Origin of the sequence: Pseudomonas sp. FW300-N2F2, from assembly GCF_017351655.1 — a bacterium.
In the GTDB taxonomy this organism is placed as follows: Bacteria; Pseudomonadota; Gammaproteobacteria; order Pseudomonadales; family Pseudomonadaceae; genus Aquipseudomonas; species Aquipseudomonas fluorescens_AA.
This window is the reverse complement of the sequence record NZ_JACNDQ010000001.1, coordinates 2,588,936-2,604,600: the sequence shown is the minus strand read 5'-3', so window position 1 is coordinate 2,604,600 and position 15,665 is coordinate 2,588,936. Positions and strand designations below refer to the sequence as shown.

The 15,665-nt window shown below is 63.4% G+C and carries 11 protein-coding genes and 1 pseudogene; 4 read left to right on the top strand and 8 right to left on the bottom strand.

What is annotated here, in order from left to right; translation table 11 throughout:
* Nucleotides 1–10: 10 nt before the first annotated feature.
* The 4 genes from J4E63_RS11365 to J4E63_RS11350 are packed head-to-tail and all read right to left on the bottom strand — an operon-like array spanning nt 11 to nt 4,927.
* Nucleotides 11–1,051, bottom strand: a complete 1,041-nt coding sequence (locus J4E63_RS11365; RefSeq protein WP_207282012.1) for a YCF48-related protein — start codon at nt 1,049–1,051, stop codon at nt 11–13.
* Between the two features lie 12 nt (nt 1,052–1,063).
* Nucleotides 1,064–1,858: an SDR family NAD(P)-dependent oxidoreductase gene (locus J4E63_RS11360; protein WP_060742718.1), complete on the bottom strand. Its 795-nt coding sequence runs from the start codon at nt 1,856–1,858 to the stop codon at nt 1,064–1,066.
* A gap of 26 nt (nt 1,859–1,884) precedes the next feature.
* Nucleotides 1,885–3,375, bottom strand: a complete 1,491-nt coding sequence (locus J4E63_RS11355; protein ID WP_207282011.1) for an aldehyde dehydrogenase family protein — start codon at nt 3,373–3,375, stop codon at nt 1,885–1,887.
* Between the two features lie 10 nt (nt 3,376–3,385).
* Nucleotides 3,386–4,927, bottom strand: a complete 1,542-nt coding sequence (locus tag J4E63_RS11350; RefSeq protein WP_207282010.1) for an acetolactate synthase large subunit — start codon at nt 4,925–4,927, stop codon at nt 3,386–3,388.
* Between the two features lie 273 nt (nt 4,928–5,200).
* Here J4E63_RS11350 and J4E63_RS11345 point away from each other — a divergent pair, with 273 nt between their 5' ends.
* A complete protein-coding gene (locus tag J4E63_RS11345; protein ID WP_060742721.1) occupies nt 5,201–5,953 on the top strand; it encodes an IclR family transcriptional regulator in 753 nt (250 codons plus the stop codon).
* A 187-nt stretch (nt 5,954–6,140) separates the two neighbouring features.
* Here J4E63_RS11345 and J4E63_RS11340 read toward each other — a convergent pair whose 3' ends face one another.
* The 4 genes from J4E63_RS11340 to J4E63_RS11325 form a co-directional block, all read right to left on the bottom strand.
* Complete coding sequence (locus J4E63_RS11340; RefSeq protein ID WP_207282009.1) at nt 6,141–7,466, bottom strand: hypothetical protein; 1,326 nt, start codon at nt 7,464–7,466, stop codon at nt 6,141–6,143.
* Nucleotides 7,467–7,548: 82 nt separating this feature from the next.
* On the bottom strand, nt 7,549–8,898 hold the full coding sequence (locus J4E63_RS11335; RefSeq protein WP_103308351.1) for an aminotransferase class III-fold pyridoxal phosphate-dependent enzyme: 1,350 nt from the start codon (nt 8,896–8,898) through the stop codon (nt 7,549–7,551).
* 11 nt (nt 8,899–8,909) lie between these two features.
* Nucleotides 8,910–10,331 (bottom strand): aldehyde dehydrogenase family protein, encoded by a 1,422-nt coding sequence (locus J4E63_RS11330; RefSeq protein WP_207282008.1) that lies wholly within the window; start codon nt 10,329–10,331, stop codon nt 8,910–8,912.
* Nucleotides 10,332–10,413: 82 nt separating this feature from the next.
* Nucleotides 10,414–11,862 carry an APC family permease gene (locus tag J4E63_RS11325; protein WP_060742725.1) on the bottom strand — a complete coding sequence of 483 codons (1,449 nt, stop codon included), beginning with the start codon at nt 11,860–11,862 and terminating at the stop codon, nt 10,414–10,416.
* A 479-nt stretch (nt 11,863–12,341) separates the two neighbouring features.
* On the opposite strand from J4E63_RS11325, the pseudogene J4E63_RS31250 reads away from it, so the two are divergent.
* From J4E63_RS31250 to J4E63_RS11315, 3 genes and pseudogenes are all read left to right on the top strand, one after another.
* Nucleotides 12,342–13,535 (top strand): annotated as a pseudogene (locus tag J4E63_RS31250) (HAMP domain-containing protein); the annotation flags it as partial.
* Between the two features lie 102 nt (nt 13,536–13,637).
* Nucleotides 13,638–14,393 (top strand): methyl-accepting chemotaxis protein, encoded by a 756-nt coding sequence (locus tag J4E63_RS31245; RefSeq protein ID WP_404943332.1) that lies wholly within the window; start codon nt 13,638–13,640, stop codon nt 14,391–14,393.
* Nucleotides 14,394–14,494: 101 nt separating this feature from the next.
* Nucleotides 14,495–15,664: an efflux RND transporter periplasmic adaptor subunit gene (locus tag J4E63_RS11315; protein ID WP_060742727.1), complete on the top strand. Its 1,170-nt coding sequence runs from the start codon at nt 14,495–14,497 to the stop codon at nt 15,662–15,664.
* Nucleotide 15,665 lies beyond the last annotated feature (1 nt).

The following is a 15,665-nucleotide window of genomic DNA, read 5'->3' as shown; positions in this document are numbered from 1 at the left end:
GCGCGATACCTCAGTTTTTCTTGATGATGGATTGATGCCCGGACTTGATTTGCGCCACGGCGGGGGTCCAGAGCACATCAGCGATTTCACTGAATTCACGCCACTGCTTCTGCCAGCCGTCACCGCCGTTCTCGGAAGTGAACAGATGCCCGTACTTGGTGCCGGCGACGATCTGGCGAGGGTCGGCAGGGTTCAAGGCAATCGCCCAGACACAGGAGTTGGGTTGTTGCGGCAGCGGCAGCACTTCCCAACTGAGGGCGGCATCCCGGGAAACCAGGACCTTGCTGGTCGTGCCTGGGGTGCCGTCGGAGATGCTCAGGTAGAGCGTATCCTCGCCGCCCAACGGTGCATTCATGGCGCGCACGTAATACAGACCGAAGGCTTCCCGGGCGACGATGCCGGTCCAGGTCTGCCCCTCGTCGAGGCTGCGGTAAACGGCGTTGACGCACACCACGACGATGACCTTCTGCCCATGGTTGGGCAGGACCACGATGTTGTGCACGTCCGAGTTGAAGTCCCACAACAAGCGATCATCGACACGGGTCCAGCTCTCGCCCCCGTCACGGCTGTGGAACAACCCGCCCTCCTCCAGGCCGAACCAGAGCTGGTTGCGGTCCGTCGGATCGTAGGCGAAAGCCAGCAGGCGTGGGCGACTGACGCCGTCGCAGAACTCCGGGATCTCCACGGGGGCACGATCCCAGTGCTGGCCACCGTCGAGGGTGCGCCACAGCACGGCGCGCGAAGGCGCACCGGTGCCCACGAAAATGCGCTGTGCATCCTGGGGATCCACGGCCACCTTCCAGACGGTCTGCCCGTTGAACGGCGAATCCACCTGCTGCCAATGGCCGCCGGTATCACGGCTGACGCACAGGCCGACGTCGGTGCCGGCGTAGATCACCTCGGGCGTAGCCGGATGGAAACTCAGGGATCGGGTGATCGCATCGAATTCCAGGTCCTGGCCCAGGCCCAGGCGATGCCAGGTACGGCCATCGTCGGCGCTGCGGATCACCGCTTGCCCTACGGTGGCGACCAAAAGGGTTCCGTTACTCATCACTGCTGCTCCTCAAATGAAGATGCCACGGGTCAAGCCGCCGTCGATGCCAATGGATTCCCCGGTCACGGCACCTGCCTTGGGGGATGCAAGGAAACCGATCAGCCAGCCCATTTCGATGGGTGCCAGGGTGCGCCGGATCGGCGTCGCGTCGATGTAGCCCTGCTCCACCTGCTCAGGCGTCTTGCCCTGCTTGACCCCTTCGCGCTCGTACAGCTCCTGGATGTGCGGGGTGTCGACCACGCCGGGGTGGATCAGGTTGACGGTGATGCCGGAAGGGCCCAGTTGGTCGGAGAGCGTCTTGGTCATGTGGGCGATGGCCAGGTTGCGCATGCCCGAGAGGACCTTGCTGCCACGCCCGGTCAAGCCACCGATGTTGATGATGCGACCGAAGCCACCGGCCTTCATGTGCGGGGTCACCGCCTTGGCGCAACGGAAATAGCCGATCACCTTGGTGTTGAGGTCCGAGAGCAACTCGTCGTCGCCGGCATGTTCGATGTCATTGCGCACCACGCCGGACGGTGCCGCGGCGCCGTTGACCAGGATGTCGATGCGGCCGAAGTGCTTGTGGGCCGCCTCGACCATGTCGGACACCGCCGACATCTGGTTGGTGTCACAGTACAGCGGCAGCACTTCGTTGCCGGTCTCGGCGGTGATTTCCTCGGCGGCTTGCTGGAGAAACTCCATGCGCCGCGCACAGATCACCACCTTGCAACCCTCCTGGGACAAAAAGCGTGCGACTTCCTTGCCGATGCCCATACCGCCGCCGGTGACGATCGCCACGCGGCCTTGCAATTCCAGATCCATAACAGTTCCTCTTGTGATTATTCGGTTCAGGCCAGATCGACGTAGACACTTTTGGTTTCGGTGTAGGCATCGATCACGTTCTTACCCATTTCCCGACCCCAGCCGGATTGCTTGTAGCCGCCAAATGGCGAGGCCGGGTCGACGACGTTCCAGCAGTTGATCCACACCGAACCGGCCTTCAACTGCGCCGCCACGCGATGGGCGGAGCGCAAGTCACGGGTCCAGAGACCGGCCGCCAGGCCGTAAGGCGAGTCGTTGGCGCGCAGCACCAGTTCATCGATTTCGGTCCAGCTCATGACGGTCAGTACCGGGCCGAAGATTTCTTCCCGGGCGACACAGGCGCGCTCGGCGCGGTCGAGAAACACGCTGGGGCGGATGAAATGACCACGCTCCAGGTGGGCCGGCCGATCACCGCCGCAGATCAGTTCGGCGCCCTCTTCCTGGCCCCGTTGCAGGTAGCCACGCACCGTGCCCAATTGCCGGGCCGAAACCAGTGGGCCCATGCTGCTGGCCGGATCCAGGCCTGGCCCCAACACATGGGCGGCCGCGTGGCGCTGGAGTTCTTCAAGCACCTGGTCGAGGACGCTGGCGTGCACGTACAGACGCGATCCGGCGGTGCAAACCTGGCCCTGGTTGTAGAAAATGCCATCGGCGGCGCCTTTGGCGGCCCGGACAATGTCGGCGTCCGGCAGGATGATGTTGGGGGACTTGCCCCCCAGTTCCAGGGAGACCTTCTTCATGTTGCCAGTGGCCGCCTGGGCGATCAGTCGTCCCACCTGGGTCGAGCCGGTGAAGGCGATCTTGTCCACGTCCGGGTGCTGGGCCAGCGGTGCACCGGTCTGCGCACCCAGGCCAGTGAGCAGGTTGACCACTCCGGCCGGGAAACCGGCGGCCTCGATCAACTGCACCAGGCGAATGGCAACCAGGGGCGTCTGCTCGGCGGGCTTGAGCACCGCGACACAACCGGTCGCCAGCACCGGGCCGAGTTTCCACACGCACATGGTCAGCGGGAAGTTCCACGGTACGATCAACGCGCAGACGCCCACCGGCTCGCGCAAGGTGTAATTGAGCATCGGTGCGCCACTGGAGGGCGACACCGGCAGCGTGCTGCCTTCGATCTTGGTCGGCCAACCGGCGAAGTAACGAATGATATTGGCCGCACTGGCCGCTTCGCCCCGGGCCGCACCGATCGGCTTGCCGTTTTCCAGGGTGATCAGTTGCGCCAGCTCTTCGCGATGCTGGTCGAGCAGTTCCGCCAGGCGAAACAGCAACAACCCGCGCTGGGCCGGGGACTGCTGTGCCCAGGTCCCCGTGAAGGCCGCGCGGGCGGCAGCGACGGCGGCATCCACGTCGCGTTCGCCACCTTCGGCGACTTCAGCCAGGGGGTGTTCAGTGGCCGGGTTTTCCACGGCAAACCGGCGACCATTGGCGGCGTCCTGCCAAGTGCCGCCGATAAACAGACGCCCCGGTTGCGACAGGAACTTCTCGACCGCAGGTAACAATTGAATCGGGTTCATATCCGCTCCTTCACAGCGCCATTTCGATCAGGCAAGGACCACCGTCGGCCTTGGCGTTGGCCAAGGCGCGTTGCAACTCACCGTTGGTGTGCACAGTGCTGGCCGGCAAGCCGTAGCCCTTGGCCAGGGCCTTCCAATCGATGCGCGGACGGTCCAGCACCGTCAGGCTCAGGGCCTCAGGGCCCAGCTCGGTCATGCCGAAGCGGCGCAGCTCGTTCTGCAAAATGGCGTAGCGATGGTTGGCCGCGATCAGGATCACCACCGGCAGTTGCTCGCGGGCGATGCTCCATAAGGTCTGGATGGTGTACTGGGCACTGCCGTCCGATTGCAGGCAGAACACCTTGTTGCCACGCTCGGCCATGGCGGCGCCAAAGCCCACCGGGATGCCCTGGCCGATGGCCCCACCGGTGTTGGTCAGGACCCGATGCCGTGCGGCATGGGCCGAAGCGGTGAAGAACGGATAGCCGCACGTGCCGCCTTCCACCGAAACGATGCAGTCGTCCGGCAACGATGCGGCCAGCACCTGGCCCACCGATTGCGGTGTCAACGTGGCTTCGCCGGGCGGCAGTTCGATACCGGTTGGCGTGGGCACATAAGCCGGCGCCTCGAGCGCATCGGCCAGCGCAGTGAGTGCCCCGGCAACGTCGTCCCCCACCTCGGCCAGACACAGCAGGCGTTCACGCTCTGCCAGCCGGGAGGCAATGCCTTCGTAGCCGAAGTAGCTGATGGGCTCGGGGACGCCGGCACAGACCACCGCGTCGTATTGGTCAAGGATCTCGATGGCCACTTCGGGGAAGTAAGGCAGGCGATCCAGGTCTGGCAGGCCACCGCCGCGATAACTCATGCGCGGAAAGGTTTCGGCGAACAGGCGCACGCCTGGCAGTTGCGCCAGGCGCCCCGCCGCTTCCAGGCCGGCGACGGACAAGCCTTGGTCGCCGACGATAAACACCAGGCGCCGACCATCGCGCAATGCCTGGGCGACCGCCTCGACCCGGTCACCGGCAAAACGCCGGACCGGAGCCTGCAATGCTGTGAAGGCTTTCTCGTGCTGCACGGTGTTGGCTTGCAGGTCCATCGGCAGAATCAGGCTGGCGATCTGGCCGTTGGCTTGCCAGGCGGCACGCACCGCCTCCTGGAAATCTTCACCGACGCCCGACGCCGTGCGCGAGGTCCGTACCCACTTGGAAACGCTGCCGGCCAAGGCCTGGATGTCACTGGCCAGCGGTGGATCGTAATTGACGTGCCAGGACGCGTGATCGCCGATGACGTTGACGATCGGAGTGTTGGCGCGACGGGCGTTGTGCAGGTTGGCAATGCCATTGGCAAAGCCTGGGCCGAGGTGAGTCAGGGTCATCGCCGGCTTGCCGGCAATCCGGCCGTAGCCGTCCGCCGCACCGGTGCATACCCCTTCGAACAAGGACAACACCGGCTTGAGGGCTGGCGCGCTGGCCATGGCTGCCACCAGGGGAATTTCAGTCGTTCCGGGATTGGCGAAGCAGTATTCGATACCGCTTGCCACCGCCGCCTTCACTATCAGTTGCGCACCATTCATTTCCAGCCCTCTTCATCGAGCGTTTGCAGTGGCTGAGATTTATCACACAGCACAATCGACAAAACAAGATATTTTTCTGCATTAAAATCATATTTTGAGATTAATGCATATTTTGTGAGAGTAAACGACTGGAAATCCGCTTGTATTTCTCAAGCATTGAGTTACCGTGATAACGCGCTCCTGAGCGAGCGCGCGGGCTTTTCATCAGCGCCGCGGCTACCTATAGTGCTCACCCAACGACCCCCTACGCGCCATTCCCCCTTTAGGAGCGAAATGAGCAGTCTGAGCAAAATGCTGAGTGTGCTGGACCTTTTCGGCCCGGCCACATTGAAGATCGACCCCGAGACCATCGCCGAGCGCATGGGCCTCTCACGGGCGACCGTGTACCGCTACGTCAAGGACTTGTGCGATGCCGGCCTGCTGGTGCGGGTGGATGCCGGCAGCTACGGCCTGGGGCCACGCATCATTGAGCTGGACTGGATGATGCGGCAGTACGACCCGATCCTCGTGGCAGGCCGCGAGTTGATGCACGAGCTGTCCGACGCCACTGGCCTGGCGGTGTTCGCCAGCGTTTTCTACGACGGCCGTATCATCAACACCTACATCGCCGAACCCAGTGACACCTACCAGTTCTCATTCGGCCGCGGCCAACCACTGCCGTTTTTTCGCGGCGCGCAATCCAAGGTATTGATCGCCTTCCAAAAGGGTCGGCGCCTGCAACGCCTGTTCGAAGAACACCTGGCCAACGACCCCGACAGCGGCCATGACTGGGCAAGCTTTTCCAAGGCCACGAAAAAAATCCGCAAGGATGGCTATTGCATGACCCACGACGAACTCAACCTGGGCCTCACCGGTATCGCGGCGCCGATCGTCAACCCGGAGCTCGACGAGGTGGTGGGCAGCCTTTCGGCCGTGGGCAGCACCCACAGCTTCAAACTGCTGCGCCAGGAAACCGTGGTTGAAATGGTGATGGACACCACCCGGCGGATTGCCGAGCGGATGCATACCCAGCCTGCCGTCGGCTAGAAACCGGAGGTGCAGCGATACCAGTGTCCTGTGGCGAGGGATGACTACAAGATTTGAATTCCCCCCAAATTCCCTGTGGGAGCGAGCTTGCTCGCGATTGCGGTGGATCAGTTGAGATTGGTGTTGATTGGGCCGCCGTCATCGCGAGCAAGCTCGCTCCCACAAGGTTTATCGAACAACTCCGGCCTCAGAACGGCACAGCCACCGTCACCTGGCTGTACACGTTGGTGCCATTGCCCGTCACTTGATTGCCCCCCGTCGCTGCATCCCGATCCGGCTTGTAGAGGCCGATCAGCGGGGTGACGATCAAATGCTCGTTGACGGCCCACTCGGCATACACATCCAGCTCACGGGCATCCAGGTTCAGGGCGTTGTCTTTACGTACGGTGTTGTAATCGAAGTACAACGCACCGAGGGTCAGGTTTTCCAACGGCGTGGCTGTCAGGCCGACATGATGAATGCCCGTGTTGCTGTTGAAGGGCCCGGCATAATTGCCCGCGACTTCACCCTGGAACCACGTGCCATAACCCGTGCTCTGCCCGGTGAACAGCGAATCCCACTTCTGCGAATAGCGGCTGTAGCGGTACGTCAGCTTGGGCGCCCAGGCGAGATCGGCAAAGGTGTAGCCGGCCTCGGCGTACCAGGCGTTCTGCGGGCCGGCGTCCTTGTCCTGCCAGGCGTACTCGAATGCCAGGCTGGCGTTCTCGATGCCCGCGTCGCCTTCACCACGAATGCTGTAGACATCCATGCCCTTGCGTTGCTTCTGGAAGTCACTGGCCCACTGCTCGCTCACATCCAGGCCATGGATCCAGGTCAAGCCCAAGGTCCCGGCCTTGGCGGTGTAGTCCAGCGTGCCAGCGGCCAGTTCGGTTTCGGCCTGGGCACGGTTGTCGGACTTGAGCCAGACCGCACTGCCATGCAACCCCTCCTGCCCGCCCAGACGCAATACGGCGGTCTGGTCGAACGCATGCCGGGCGGCCAGGTAATAGGCCCCCCCGCGATTCAAGCGACCATTGGCAGGCCCTTTGCCCAGGTTCGGCCCGTCATCGTTGATCAAGAACCCCCTGCCCAGCTTGACCACCTGGCGACCGCCGGAGATATCGACACCGTCCTGCCCCAACACAGGGAACAGATCGGCGGAGCGCCAGCCCAGGTAAGCGTCTTCGATCTTCGTCGTACGCTCGCTGCCCAGTGTATTGCCGGCCGCGTCGCCATCGCCCCAGGTGGCGGAACTGACCAGGCTGAACGCACCGTAGGCGCTGCCACGGCCGGCCAGGCCCTGGTCGCCGCTGACGCCATACTTGATGAAGCCTTCGCGCCAGGTTGAACCGCCGGGCCTGCCGTCGTAGTTCTTGCGACTGTTGAAGTGGCCGAACACCGCCAGCATGTCGGCGTCGAGGTGAGTGTCGTCATCGGCATACAACGCATAGGCCTGGACCTGACTCGCGGCGCAGAGCGCCAGCGTACAGGCAAGGCCACTGCCGAAAAATTCCATACGCGATAGGTTCCGCATGGCGGGAGCTCCTTGTGGTGCGCCTTCAAAGGCTGTCTTTATATTCAGGAGCCGGCGCAGCACGCTGCGCCGGCTGGTCGGGCTAGCGGCAGTCGGCGAGCGCGCCGTCCAACGCACCAACCATCATGGCGGCCTCGTCGGAGGTGAGGGTCAGCGGTGGCGACATCACGATTTTGTTGCCTATCGGGCGCACCAGTACGCCGGCGCGGCGCGCCTGCTCGGCGATACGCGAGGCCAGGCCGTTGGCCGGGTCCAGCGGCTCGCGGGTGACCTTGTCCGCCACCAGGTCCACGGCGATCATCAAGCCCTTGCCGCGCACTTCGCCCACCACGGCATAACGTTCGGTCAGCGGCTGCAGTTGCTCCAGCAATTGGGCACCGACTTTCCCGGCATTGCCCGGCAAGTCCTCGGCTTCGACGATGTCCAGCACCGCCAGGGCCGCCGCACACGCCGTCGGGTGGCCGCTGTAGGTGTAGCCGTGCATGATCACGCTGCTGAAACCCGGACCGTTCTCGATGGCATCGGCGATACGCTGGTTGAACACCGTCGCCCCCATGGGGATGTAGCCGGCGGTGATGCCCTTGGCCAGGCACAGCACGTCGGGCGCGACGCCCCAACCTCGACTGCCGAGCATGCAGCCGGTGCGGCCGAACCCTGTGACCACTTCATCGGCGATCAACAAGATGCCGTGGCGATCACAGACTTCACGCAGCCTCTTCCAGTAATGCGCCGGCGGCACGATTACGCCACCGGCACCTTGCACCGGCTCGGCGACCAACGCGGCAATGGTCTGCGAACCCAGCAGCGCGATCTGGTCTTCCAACTGGCGAATGCAGTGAGCGGTCAATTCCTCCGGATCGCGGCAGTCCCAGGGATTGCGGTACAGCCACGGCGTATCGAGCAGATGACAACCGGCCAACAGCGGCCCGTGGTTGTAGTGATAGACCCCGTTGCCGCCCACGGAGGTGCCGCCCACGTGCACGCCATGGTAGCCATTGCGCAACGACAGGAAGCGCGTGCGCCCTGGCTCGCCGCTGGCGATCCAGTATTGACGGGCCATTTTCAGGGCCGTCTCGACCGCATCGGAACCGCCGGAACTGAACAGCACCCGCGCCATGTTTTCCTGGGCGAACATCGACGTCAGCCGCTCGGCCAGGTCGAACACCCGCGGGTGGGCGATGCCGTCGAAGGTCTGGTAATAGGCCAGTTCGTCCAGTTGCGCAGCGATGGCCGCCTTCACCGAAGGCCGGTTATGGCCCACGTTCACGTTCCAGAGGCCACCCACACCATCGAGCATGCGATGGCCCTCGATATCGGTGATGTAGTTGCCGTCGCCACGGGCGATGATCAACGTCTTGGAGCGGTTGGCTGGCGCCGAAGAACTCATCGGGTGCCAGAATTTCTTCTGCGCTGTCTTGTAGTGCTCGTACATGGTTGCAGTCCTCACTCAGTTTCACGCTTGCGTACGTACAGCAGCTGCTGGCCGGTAAACTCCAGCAGCCCTTCAAGGCCGAACTCGACGCCGAACCCGGACATCTTGCTGCCGCCAAACGGCGTATTCGGCTGGATCTGCGCATGGCAATTGACCCAGGCCATGCCACATTCCAGGCGACTGGCCAATGCCTGTGCCTGCTCGCTGTCGCGGCCCCAGACCGACCCTCCCAGGCCCATGTCGCCGGCATTGGCGCGGCGCAGGACATCCTCGACATCCTGATAGGCGATCAGGGGCAACACCGGACCGAACTGTTCTTCGTCCACCAGGCGCTGTCCGTCGGTCACATCGGCGACCAGCGTCGGCGGATAGAAAAAGCCCGGGCGGTCCAGACGGGCACCGCCGCACAACACCCGCGCCCCCTGGGCACGGGCGTCCGCCACCAGTTCCTCAACCAGTGTCAGTTGTTCGAGGTTCTGCACCGGGCCAAACGTGACCCCAGGCGCCAGGCCGTCACCCACCACCTGACGCCTGGCGATAACGGTCAGGGCCTCGGCAAAGGCCTCGTACTGGGATTGGTGGATGTACAAACGCTTGAGGGCGGCGCAGGTCTGTCCCATGTTCAGGAAGGCCGCCTGGAAAATGTCTTCGGCCACTGCCTCGACCGGCGTGCCGGGCAGCACAATGGCGGCATCGTTACCGCCCAGTTCCAGGGTCAGGCGCTTGAGGTTGCCCGCGGCGCCGCGCATCACGCTTTGGCCGGTGGCGGTCGAGCCAGTGAAGACGATCTTCTGGATGCCGGCGTGGGCAGTGATCGCGCTGCCGAAACCCTGTTCGCCGGTCACGCTATTGATCACGCCCCGAGGGACATGGCGCGCAATGATCTCCACCAGGCGCAAAGTGCTCAGCGGGGTCAGGCTCGACGGTTTGCTGATCACGCAATTGCCGGCCCGCAACGCCGGCATGATGTGCCAGACGGCGATCATAAATGGCCAGTTCCAGGGCGTGATCGATGCGACGACGCCCAACGGCTTGCGGTGCAGTTCAATGCGCTGGCTCGGGGTCTGCTCCACCAACTCCACGTGGATCTGTTGTTCGGCGGCGTAACGCGTCCAGGCCACCGCGCCCATCACTTCGGAAAACGCCAGTTCCAGCGGCTTGCCCTGCTCCAGGACAATCAGCCGGGCCAACGACTCGGCGTCCTGTTCGATGTCCGCCGCGATGCTCAGCAGGCGCTGGCGGCGATCCTCATGGCTGCTGTATCGCCATTCGATAAAGGCCGACTGCGCCGCTTCGACGGCGAGGCCCAGCTGGGCCAGGGAACCGGCCGCGCAACGGGCGAACACGCTGCCGGTCGCCGGATTGATCACATCGAAGTGGCCGTTTTCGCCGTCGACCCGGGCCCCATTGATGAGCATTTGATAATCGTGCATAACATCTTCCTTTCACGCGCGGCCGGACCGTCCCGAACGACAGCGCAATTTTTTGTGTGGTTTGACGTGGTCGCGTGGCGCCCTAGAGCTTGTGGCTGCCCAACGCCATGAACCGCTCGGGCGAGGACTTGCGCAATCGGGCGGCGAGGAATACGCCGACAATCAGCGCGGCGGGAATGACGGCGCAAAGGCCGTAGGACAACAGTTGGCTGGCGCCGGTCAGCACGTCGAAATGCATCACCGCAAGGGCCAGGACCGCCAGCAATGCCAGGCACGAAAAGCCCGGAAGAATCCGTCCACGCCAGAGCCCCAGCTTCAACTCCGGATGCGAGCGGAAATAGACCCATACCGCCGCCGAGGTCAGGGCCATGAGCAGGATCACGCACAACGTGGCCAGGTTGGAGAACCAGGCGAACAATTGCAGGATCGGATCGGCGTCCAGCGCGGCGAAGATCAGCACCACCACCGCTGCGATCAGGCTCTGCAGGACCGAGCCCATGTGCGGACTCTGGTGCACGCGATGGGTGGTGCCCAACCGGCTGTGCAGCAAACCGTCACGCCCGATGGCATAGAAATAACGCGCCGCAGCGTTGTGGAACGCCAGCAGGCCGGCGTAGATGCTGACCATGAACAGCACTCGGATGATCTGGGTCAGGTGTGGGCCGACAAAGTGATCGGACATGCCGTAGATGAACGTGGTGGGATCCTGGAGCGCCTGCAAGGTCGGTACGATCTTGTCCGCGCCTACGCCAACCACCATGGCCCAAACCGACAGGGCATAGAACCCGCCGATCAACAGCACCGAGCTGTAGGTGGCGATGGGAATCGTACGGTGCGGGTTCCTGGCCTCCTCGCCGTAGATGGTGGTGGCCTCGAAGCCGATGAACGCCGCGAAGCAGAACAGCAAGCCGATGGACGGCGTGCCGCTGAACACGTGGCTGCGATCGAACGAATCGAGATTGATGCCACTGTCGCCACCGGTCTTGAGGATGGCGAAATCCAGCGTCAGGATCGCCAGGTACTCGGCAATGACCACCACCGACAGCACCCGGGCCGACAGGTCGATCTTGCGATAACCGAGAATCGCGATGCTCGCCATCGCCAGGAGCGAATACGTCCACCACGGCAAATCCAGGCCAAAGACACTGGCCATCGTGCCGCTGACCACGCCGCCGAACATGCCGTACAGCCCGACCTGGAGAATGTTGTAGGCAAACATCGCCAGCACCCCCGCCGCGCCACCGGCCAGGCCACCCAAACCGCGAGAGGTGAACGCATAGAAACCACCGGCGTTGGTCATGTGCCGGGACATGGCCGTGTAGCCCGCCGAGAAGGCCAGCAACACCAACAGCGCCAGGAGCAGCAACGCCGGCGTACCCGCGCCGTTGCCCAGCATGATGCCGATGGGGAAACCGCCGGCGATGACGCTCAAGGGGCTCGCCGCCGAAATCACAAAGAAGATGATGAAGCCGACGCCCAGGGCGCCGCGCTTCAGCTCCGTCGAGCTGCTGATTGGGAAAGATACGCTCATTGTTCTTGACCTTATTGTATGAGGCAGTTGTTGCTGGATCGGAGACGGCCAGTTTCGCCGACGTCCAAAAGCTTATTGTTCTGCTTGCACGCTGGATTCGATGCTAGGCCCTTGCCAAAACCCTTCGCTATCCCAAAACGGCAGCATCCGAGGCGGCGCCCCAAAACAGGTCAGCCCAATGCTGTAACGCTGACCATGTCCCTGGACCAAACGACAACCTGTGGCGAGGGAGCTTGCTCCCGCTGGACTGCGCAGCAGGCCCAGAAAAGAGGGGTCGCTTCGCGGCCCAGCGGGAGCAAGCTCCCTCGCCACAGGTTTTGTGTTTTCTTGGCGGAACCGCATTGCCCAACGCCTGGGCACAACGGCTGCCGATTCGGGATAACCGGCAAGCGCTTCCTGCCGCAAGATAGCCTCGCCCATCGTTCAAACAGTGCGGGGCACAGAACAATAAAAATCCCTAAGCGCAGGAAAATCTCAGCATGTTCTTCGCTCGTCTCTCTATCCAATGGCGGATCACGCTCCTGAGTGGGCTGTGCTTGCTGGCCGTCGTCGGGGCATTGACCGGTACCTCCCTGTATCAGAACCAGCAAGGCGCAACGCTGCTCAAGCAGCAAAGCAGTCAACTGCTCGGGCGCTCGGCCCTGGAAGGCCTGCAGGCGCAGGGCCTGGCACACGGTCAGCGGGTGGAGCGCTTTTTCAGCGAAACCGCGATCTATGGGGAAGGTTTTGCCCAGCAGGTCCTGCAACTGCGCGCCCAGGCGTGGAACGGACGACTGACACCGGGGCAACTGCGCCAGGACCTGATCGCCGCGACCCGCCAAGCCCTCCAGAACCGCGAAAAAGTCCTCGGCTTCTACGTGGTGCTGCTTCCCGACGCGCTGGTCGGTGAAGATGCCGGTTTCATTGGCCAGCGCGATCTGGCCGGCAACGAAAAGGGTCGCTTCGCCTTGTACTGGTCGCAAAGCCAACCCGGCCACTTGGTGCAGGAGGTGCTCAGCGAAGCCCAGATCAGCGCCAACACCGCACCACCGGGCAGCGAGCCGGCCAACGCCTGGTACGTCTGCCCGCAGACCCTGGGGCGCACCTGCGTGACAGAGCCCTACGCGATCGAGGTCGAAGGCCAGAAGACGTTGATGAGCAGCATCTCCATACCGCTGCTGGACCAGGGCAACGTCATCGGCGTGGTGGGCATGGACATCAGCCTCGATACCCTCCAGCAACTGGCCGCCAGCCTGGCCAACGACCTGTATCCCGGCCACAGCGAGATCAACATTCTTTCCCCATCAGGGCAAGTTGCCGGCCATAGCGGCACGGTTGACGGCACCTCGGTCGACGTTCGGCAAGCCGTGCAAACCGCTCCCGACAATAGCCCCTGGCAATTGCAGATACGCGTACCTGAAGCGCTTGTGCAAGCGCCAGCCCTGCACATGCAGGCGCAGTTGGACGACAAGTATCGCCAGGCCAACTGGCTCAACCTCAGCCTCGGCTTGCTGGCTGCCGGCTTGGGACTGTTGCTCATCTGGCTCACCGCTTACGGCGTGACCCGGCCACTGCTGAAGGTGGCGCATATGCTCGATGCGATTGTCGAAGGCGACGGCGATCTCACCCAGCGCCTGCCCAACGACCGCCATGATGAGTTGGGCCATCTGGCCAGGGGTTTCAACCGATTTCTCGACAAGTTGCAGCCCATTATCCGCGATATCCAGCAAGCCTCCCTGGACACCCGCAACACCGCCGATACGTCGGCGCGGGTGGCCCGGGAAGTCAGCGCCGGCATGCACACGCAGTACCGGGAAGTCGAGCTGGCAGCGACCGCCTTGCATGAAATGAGCACCAGCGCCCAGGAAGTGGCTCGCCATTCCCACCAGGCGGCCGATGCCGCCACCGTCGCCGAAAACGCAAGCCGATCGGGGCGGGAATTGTTCGCCAACGCAGTCACCAGCATCGACAGCCTCGACCGGCGCCTGGAAACCACGCTTGAGCAAGTGCAGGCGCTGGCCGGCAACAGTCAACACATTGGCCAGGTGCTGGACGTGATTTGTGCCATTGCCCAACAGACCAACCTGCTGGCCTTGAATGCCGCCATCGAAGCGGCCAGGGCCGGTGAACAGGGGCGCGGCTTCGCCGTGGTGGCCGATGAGGTTCGCCATCTGGCCAGCAACACCCAGAACTCGGTCGAGCAGATACGCACAGTGATCGAAGCGCTGCAACAGTTGAGCCAGGAGGTCGTGCTCAGCACCCAACTGAGCCGCGAACAGGCCAGGGACAGCGTCGCTCAAGTCGAAAAGACCCATGTGGCGCTGCAACACATCACCGACGCCGTGGAAGTGATCGAACACATGAACCAACAGATCGCCAGCGCCGCCCTGGAGCAAAGCACTGTCGTGGAAGACATCAGCCATCGCGTCAGCGACATTCGCGCAATCAGCGAAACCTTGACCAGCCGGATGCAAGAAGCGTCGCAGGCAAGCCACTCGTTGCATGCCATGGCCAATCATCAACAGCAGTTGGTGGGGCATTTTCGGATCTAGTGGCCTGTGCGCTTACACAATTTCACAGAGCGCCTACAAAGCTTCACCCCTGGCATTGGCCTCGACCCCTACCATGGGCGGCTCAATATTGGGGAAGCACCATGTCCAAGATTCCTTTCGTCACACTGGGCCTGTTGGTCGGCGCGTTGCTGCTCAGTGGCTGTGATAGTGCCTCGAACCCGCAAGCCTCCGCCCCGCTGGCAAGCGTGCGTGTCGAAACGGTCCAGGCCCGGCCACTGTCGATCAGCAACGAGTTGAGCGGCCGGATCGCCGCGCCACGGGTCGCCGAAGTCCGGGCGCGGGTCGCCGGCGTGGTCTTGCAGCGGGTGTTTCACGAAGGCCGCGACGTCAAACAGGGCGAGGTGCTGTTTCGCATCGATCCGGCACCGTTCAAGGCCGACCTGGACAGTGCCGAAGCGGCGTTGCGCAAGGCCGAGGCCAATGCGTTCCAGGCCCGCTTGCAGGCACAACGTTATGCCCAGTTGATCGATGACAAGGCGATCAGTGGCCAGGACTACGACAACGCCAGGGCCAACGTGCGCCAGACGGCCGCGGACGTCGCCGCCAACAAGGCCGCGGTGGAACGGGCGAAACTGAACCTCGGGTATGCCACGGTGACCGCGCCGATATCCGGGCGCATCGGCCGCGCCCTAGTGACGGAAGGTGCTTTGGTGGGGCAGAACGAAAGCACGCCGTTGGCGTTGATCCAGCAACTGGACCCGATCCACGCCGACCTCACGCAATCGACCCGCGAACTCAATGACCTGCGCCGCGCCTTTCGCGCAGGGCAACTGCAAGCGGTTGGCCAGGGCCAGGCCAAGGCCACCTTGATCCAGGACGACGGCAGCCCTTATCCGCTGCCCGGCAAGTTGCTGTTCACCGACCTCAGCGTCGACCCGAGCACCGGCCAGATCACCCTGCGCAGCGAGTTCCCCAACCCCGACCTGGACCTGCTGCCGGGCAGTTTCATCCGCGTGCGCCTGGAACAGGCGGTCAACAGCCAGGGCATCACCGTGCCGCAACGGGCCATCTTGCGCGACAGCGCCGGCATCGCCCAGGTGTTGCTGCTGGACGCCGAGCAGAAGGTCAGCCAGCAACCGGTGCAACTGGGCGCCGCGCAAAACGATCGCTGGGTCGTCACCCACGGTTTGAAACCCGGCGACCGCATCGTCATCGAAGGCCTGCAACACGCCCGTCCCGGCGAGCACGTCCGGATCGACGACTCTCCACTCCCCCTCGCCCAGGTTCCCGGGCCACAGGCAGGACACTAAG

Coding starts and splice junctions, on each gene's coding strand:
- J4E63_RS11360 (WP_060742718.1), bottom strand. CDS start 1,858: ATGGATCTGGAATTGCAAGGCCGCGTGGCGATCGTCACCGGCGGCGGT.
- J4E63_RS31245 (WP_404943332.1), top strand. CDS start 13,638: ATGCACACGCAGTACCGGGAAGTCGAGCTGGCAGCGACCGCCTTGCAT.
- J4E63_RS11355 (WP_207282011.1), bottom strand. CDS start 3,375: ATGAACCCGATTCAATTGTTACCTGCGGTCGAGAAGTTCCTGTCGCAA.
- J4E63_RS11335 (WP_103308351.1), bottom strand. CDS start 8,898: ATGTACGAGCACTACAAGACAGCGCAGAAGAAATTCTGGCACCCGATG.
- J4E63_RS11345 (WP_060742721.1), top strand. CDS start 5,201: ATGAGCAGTCTGAGCAAAATGCTGAGTGTGCTGGACCTTTTCGGCCCG.
- J4E63_RS11350 (WP_207282010.1), bottom strand. CDS start 4,927: ATGAATGGTGCGCAACTGATAGTGAAGGCGGCGGTGGCAAGCGGTATC.
- J4E63_RS11340 (WP_207282009.1), bottom strand. CDS start 7,466: ATGCGGAACCTATCGCGTATGGAATTTTTCGGCAGTGGCCTTGCCTGT.
- J4E63_RS11330 (WP_207282008.1), bottom strand. CDS start 10,331: ATGCACGATTATCAAATGCTCATCAATGGGGCCCGGGTCGACGGCGAA.
- J4E63_RS11315 (WP_060742727.1), top strand. CDS start 14,495: ATGTCCAAGATTCCTTTCGTCACACTGGGCCTGTTGGTCGGCGCGTTG.
- J4E63_RS11365 (WP_207282012.1), bottom strand. CDS start 1,051: ATGAGTAACGGAACCCTTTTGGTCGCCACCGTAGGGCAAGCGGTGATC.
- J4E63_RS11325 (WP_060742725.1), bottom strand. CDS start 11,862: ATGAGCGTATCTTTCCCAATCAGCAGCTCGACGGAGCTGAAGCGCGGC.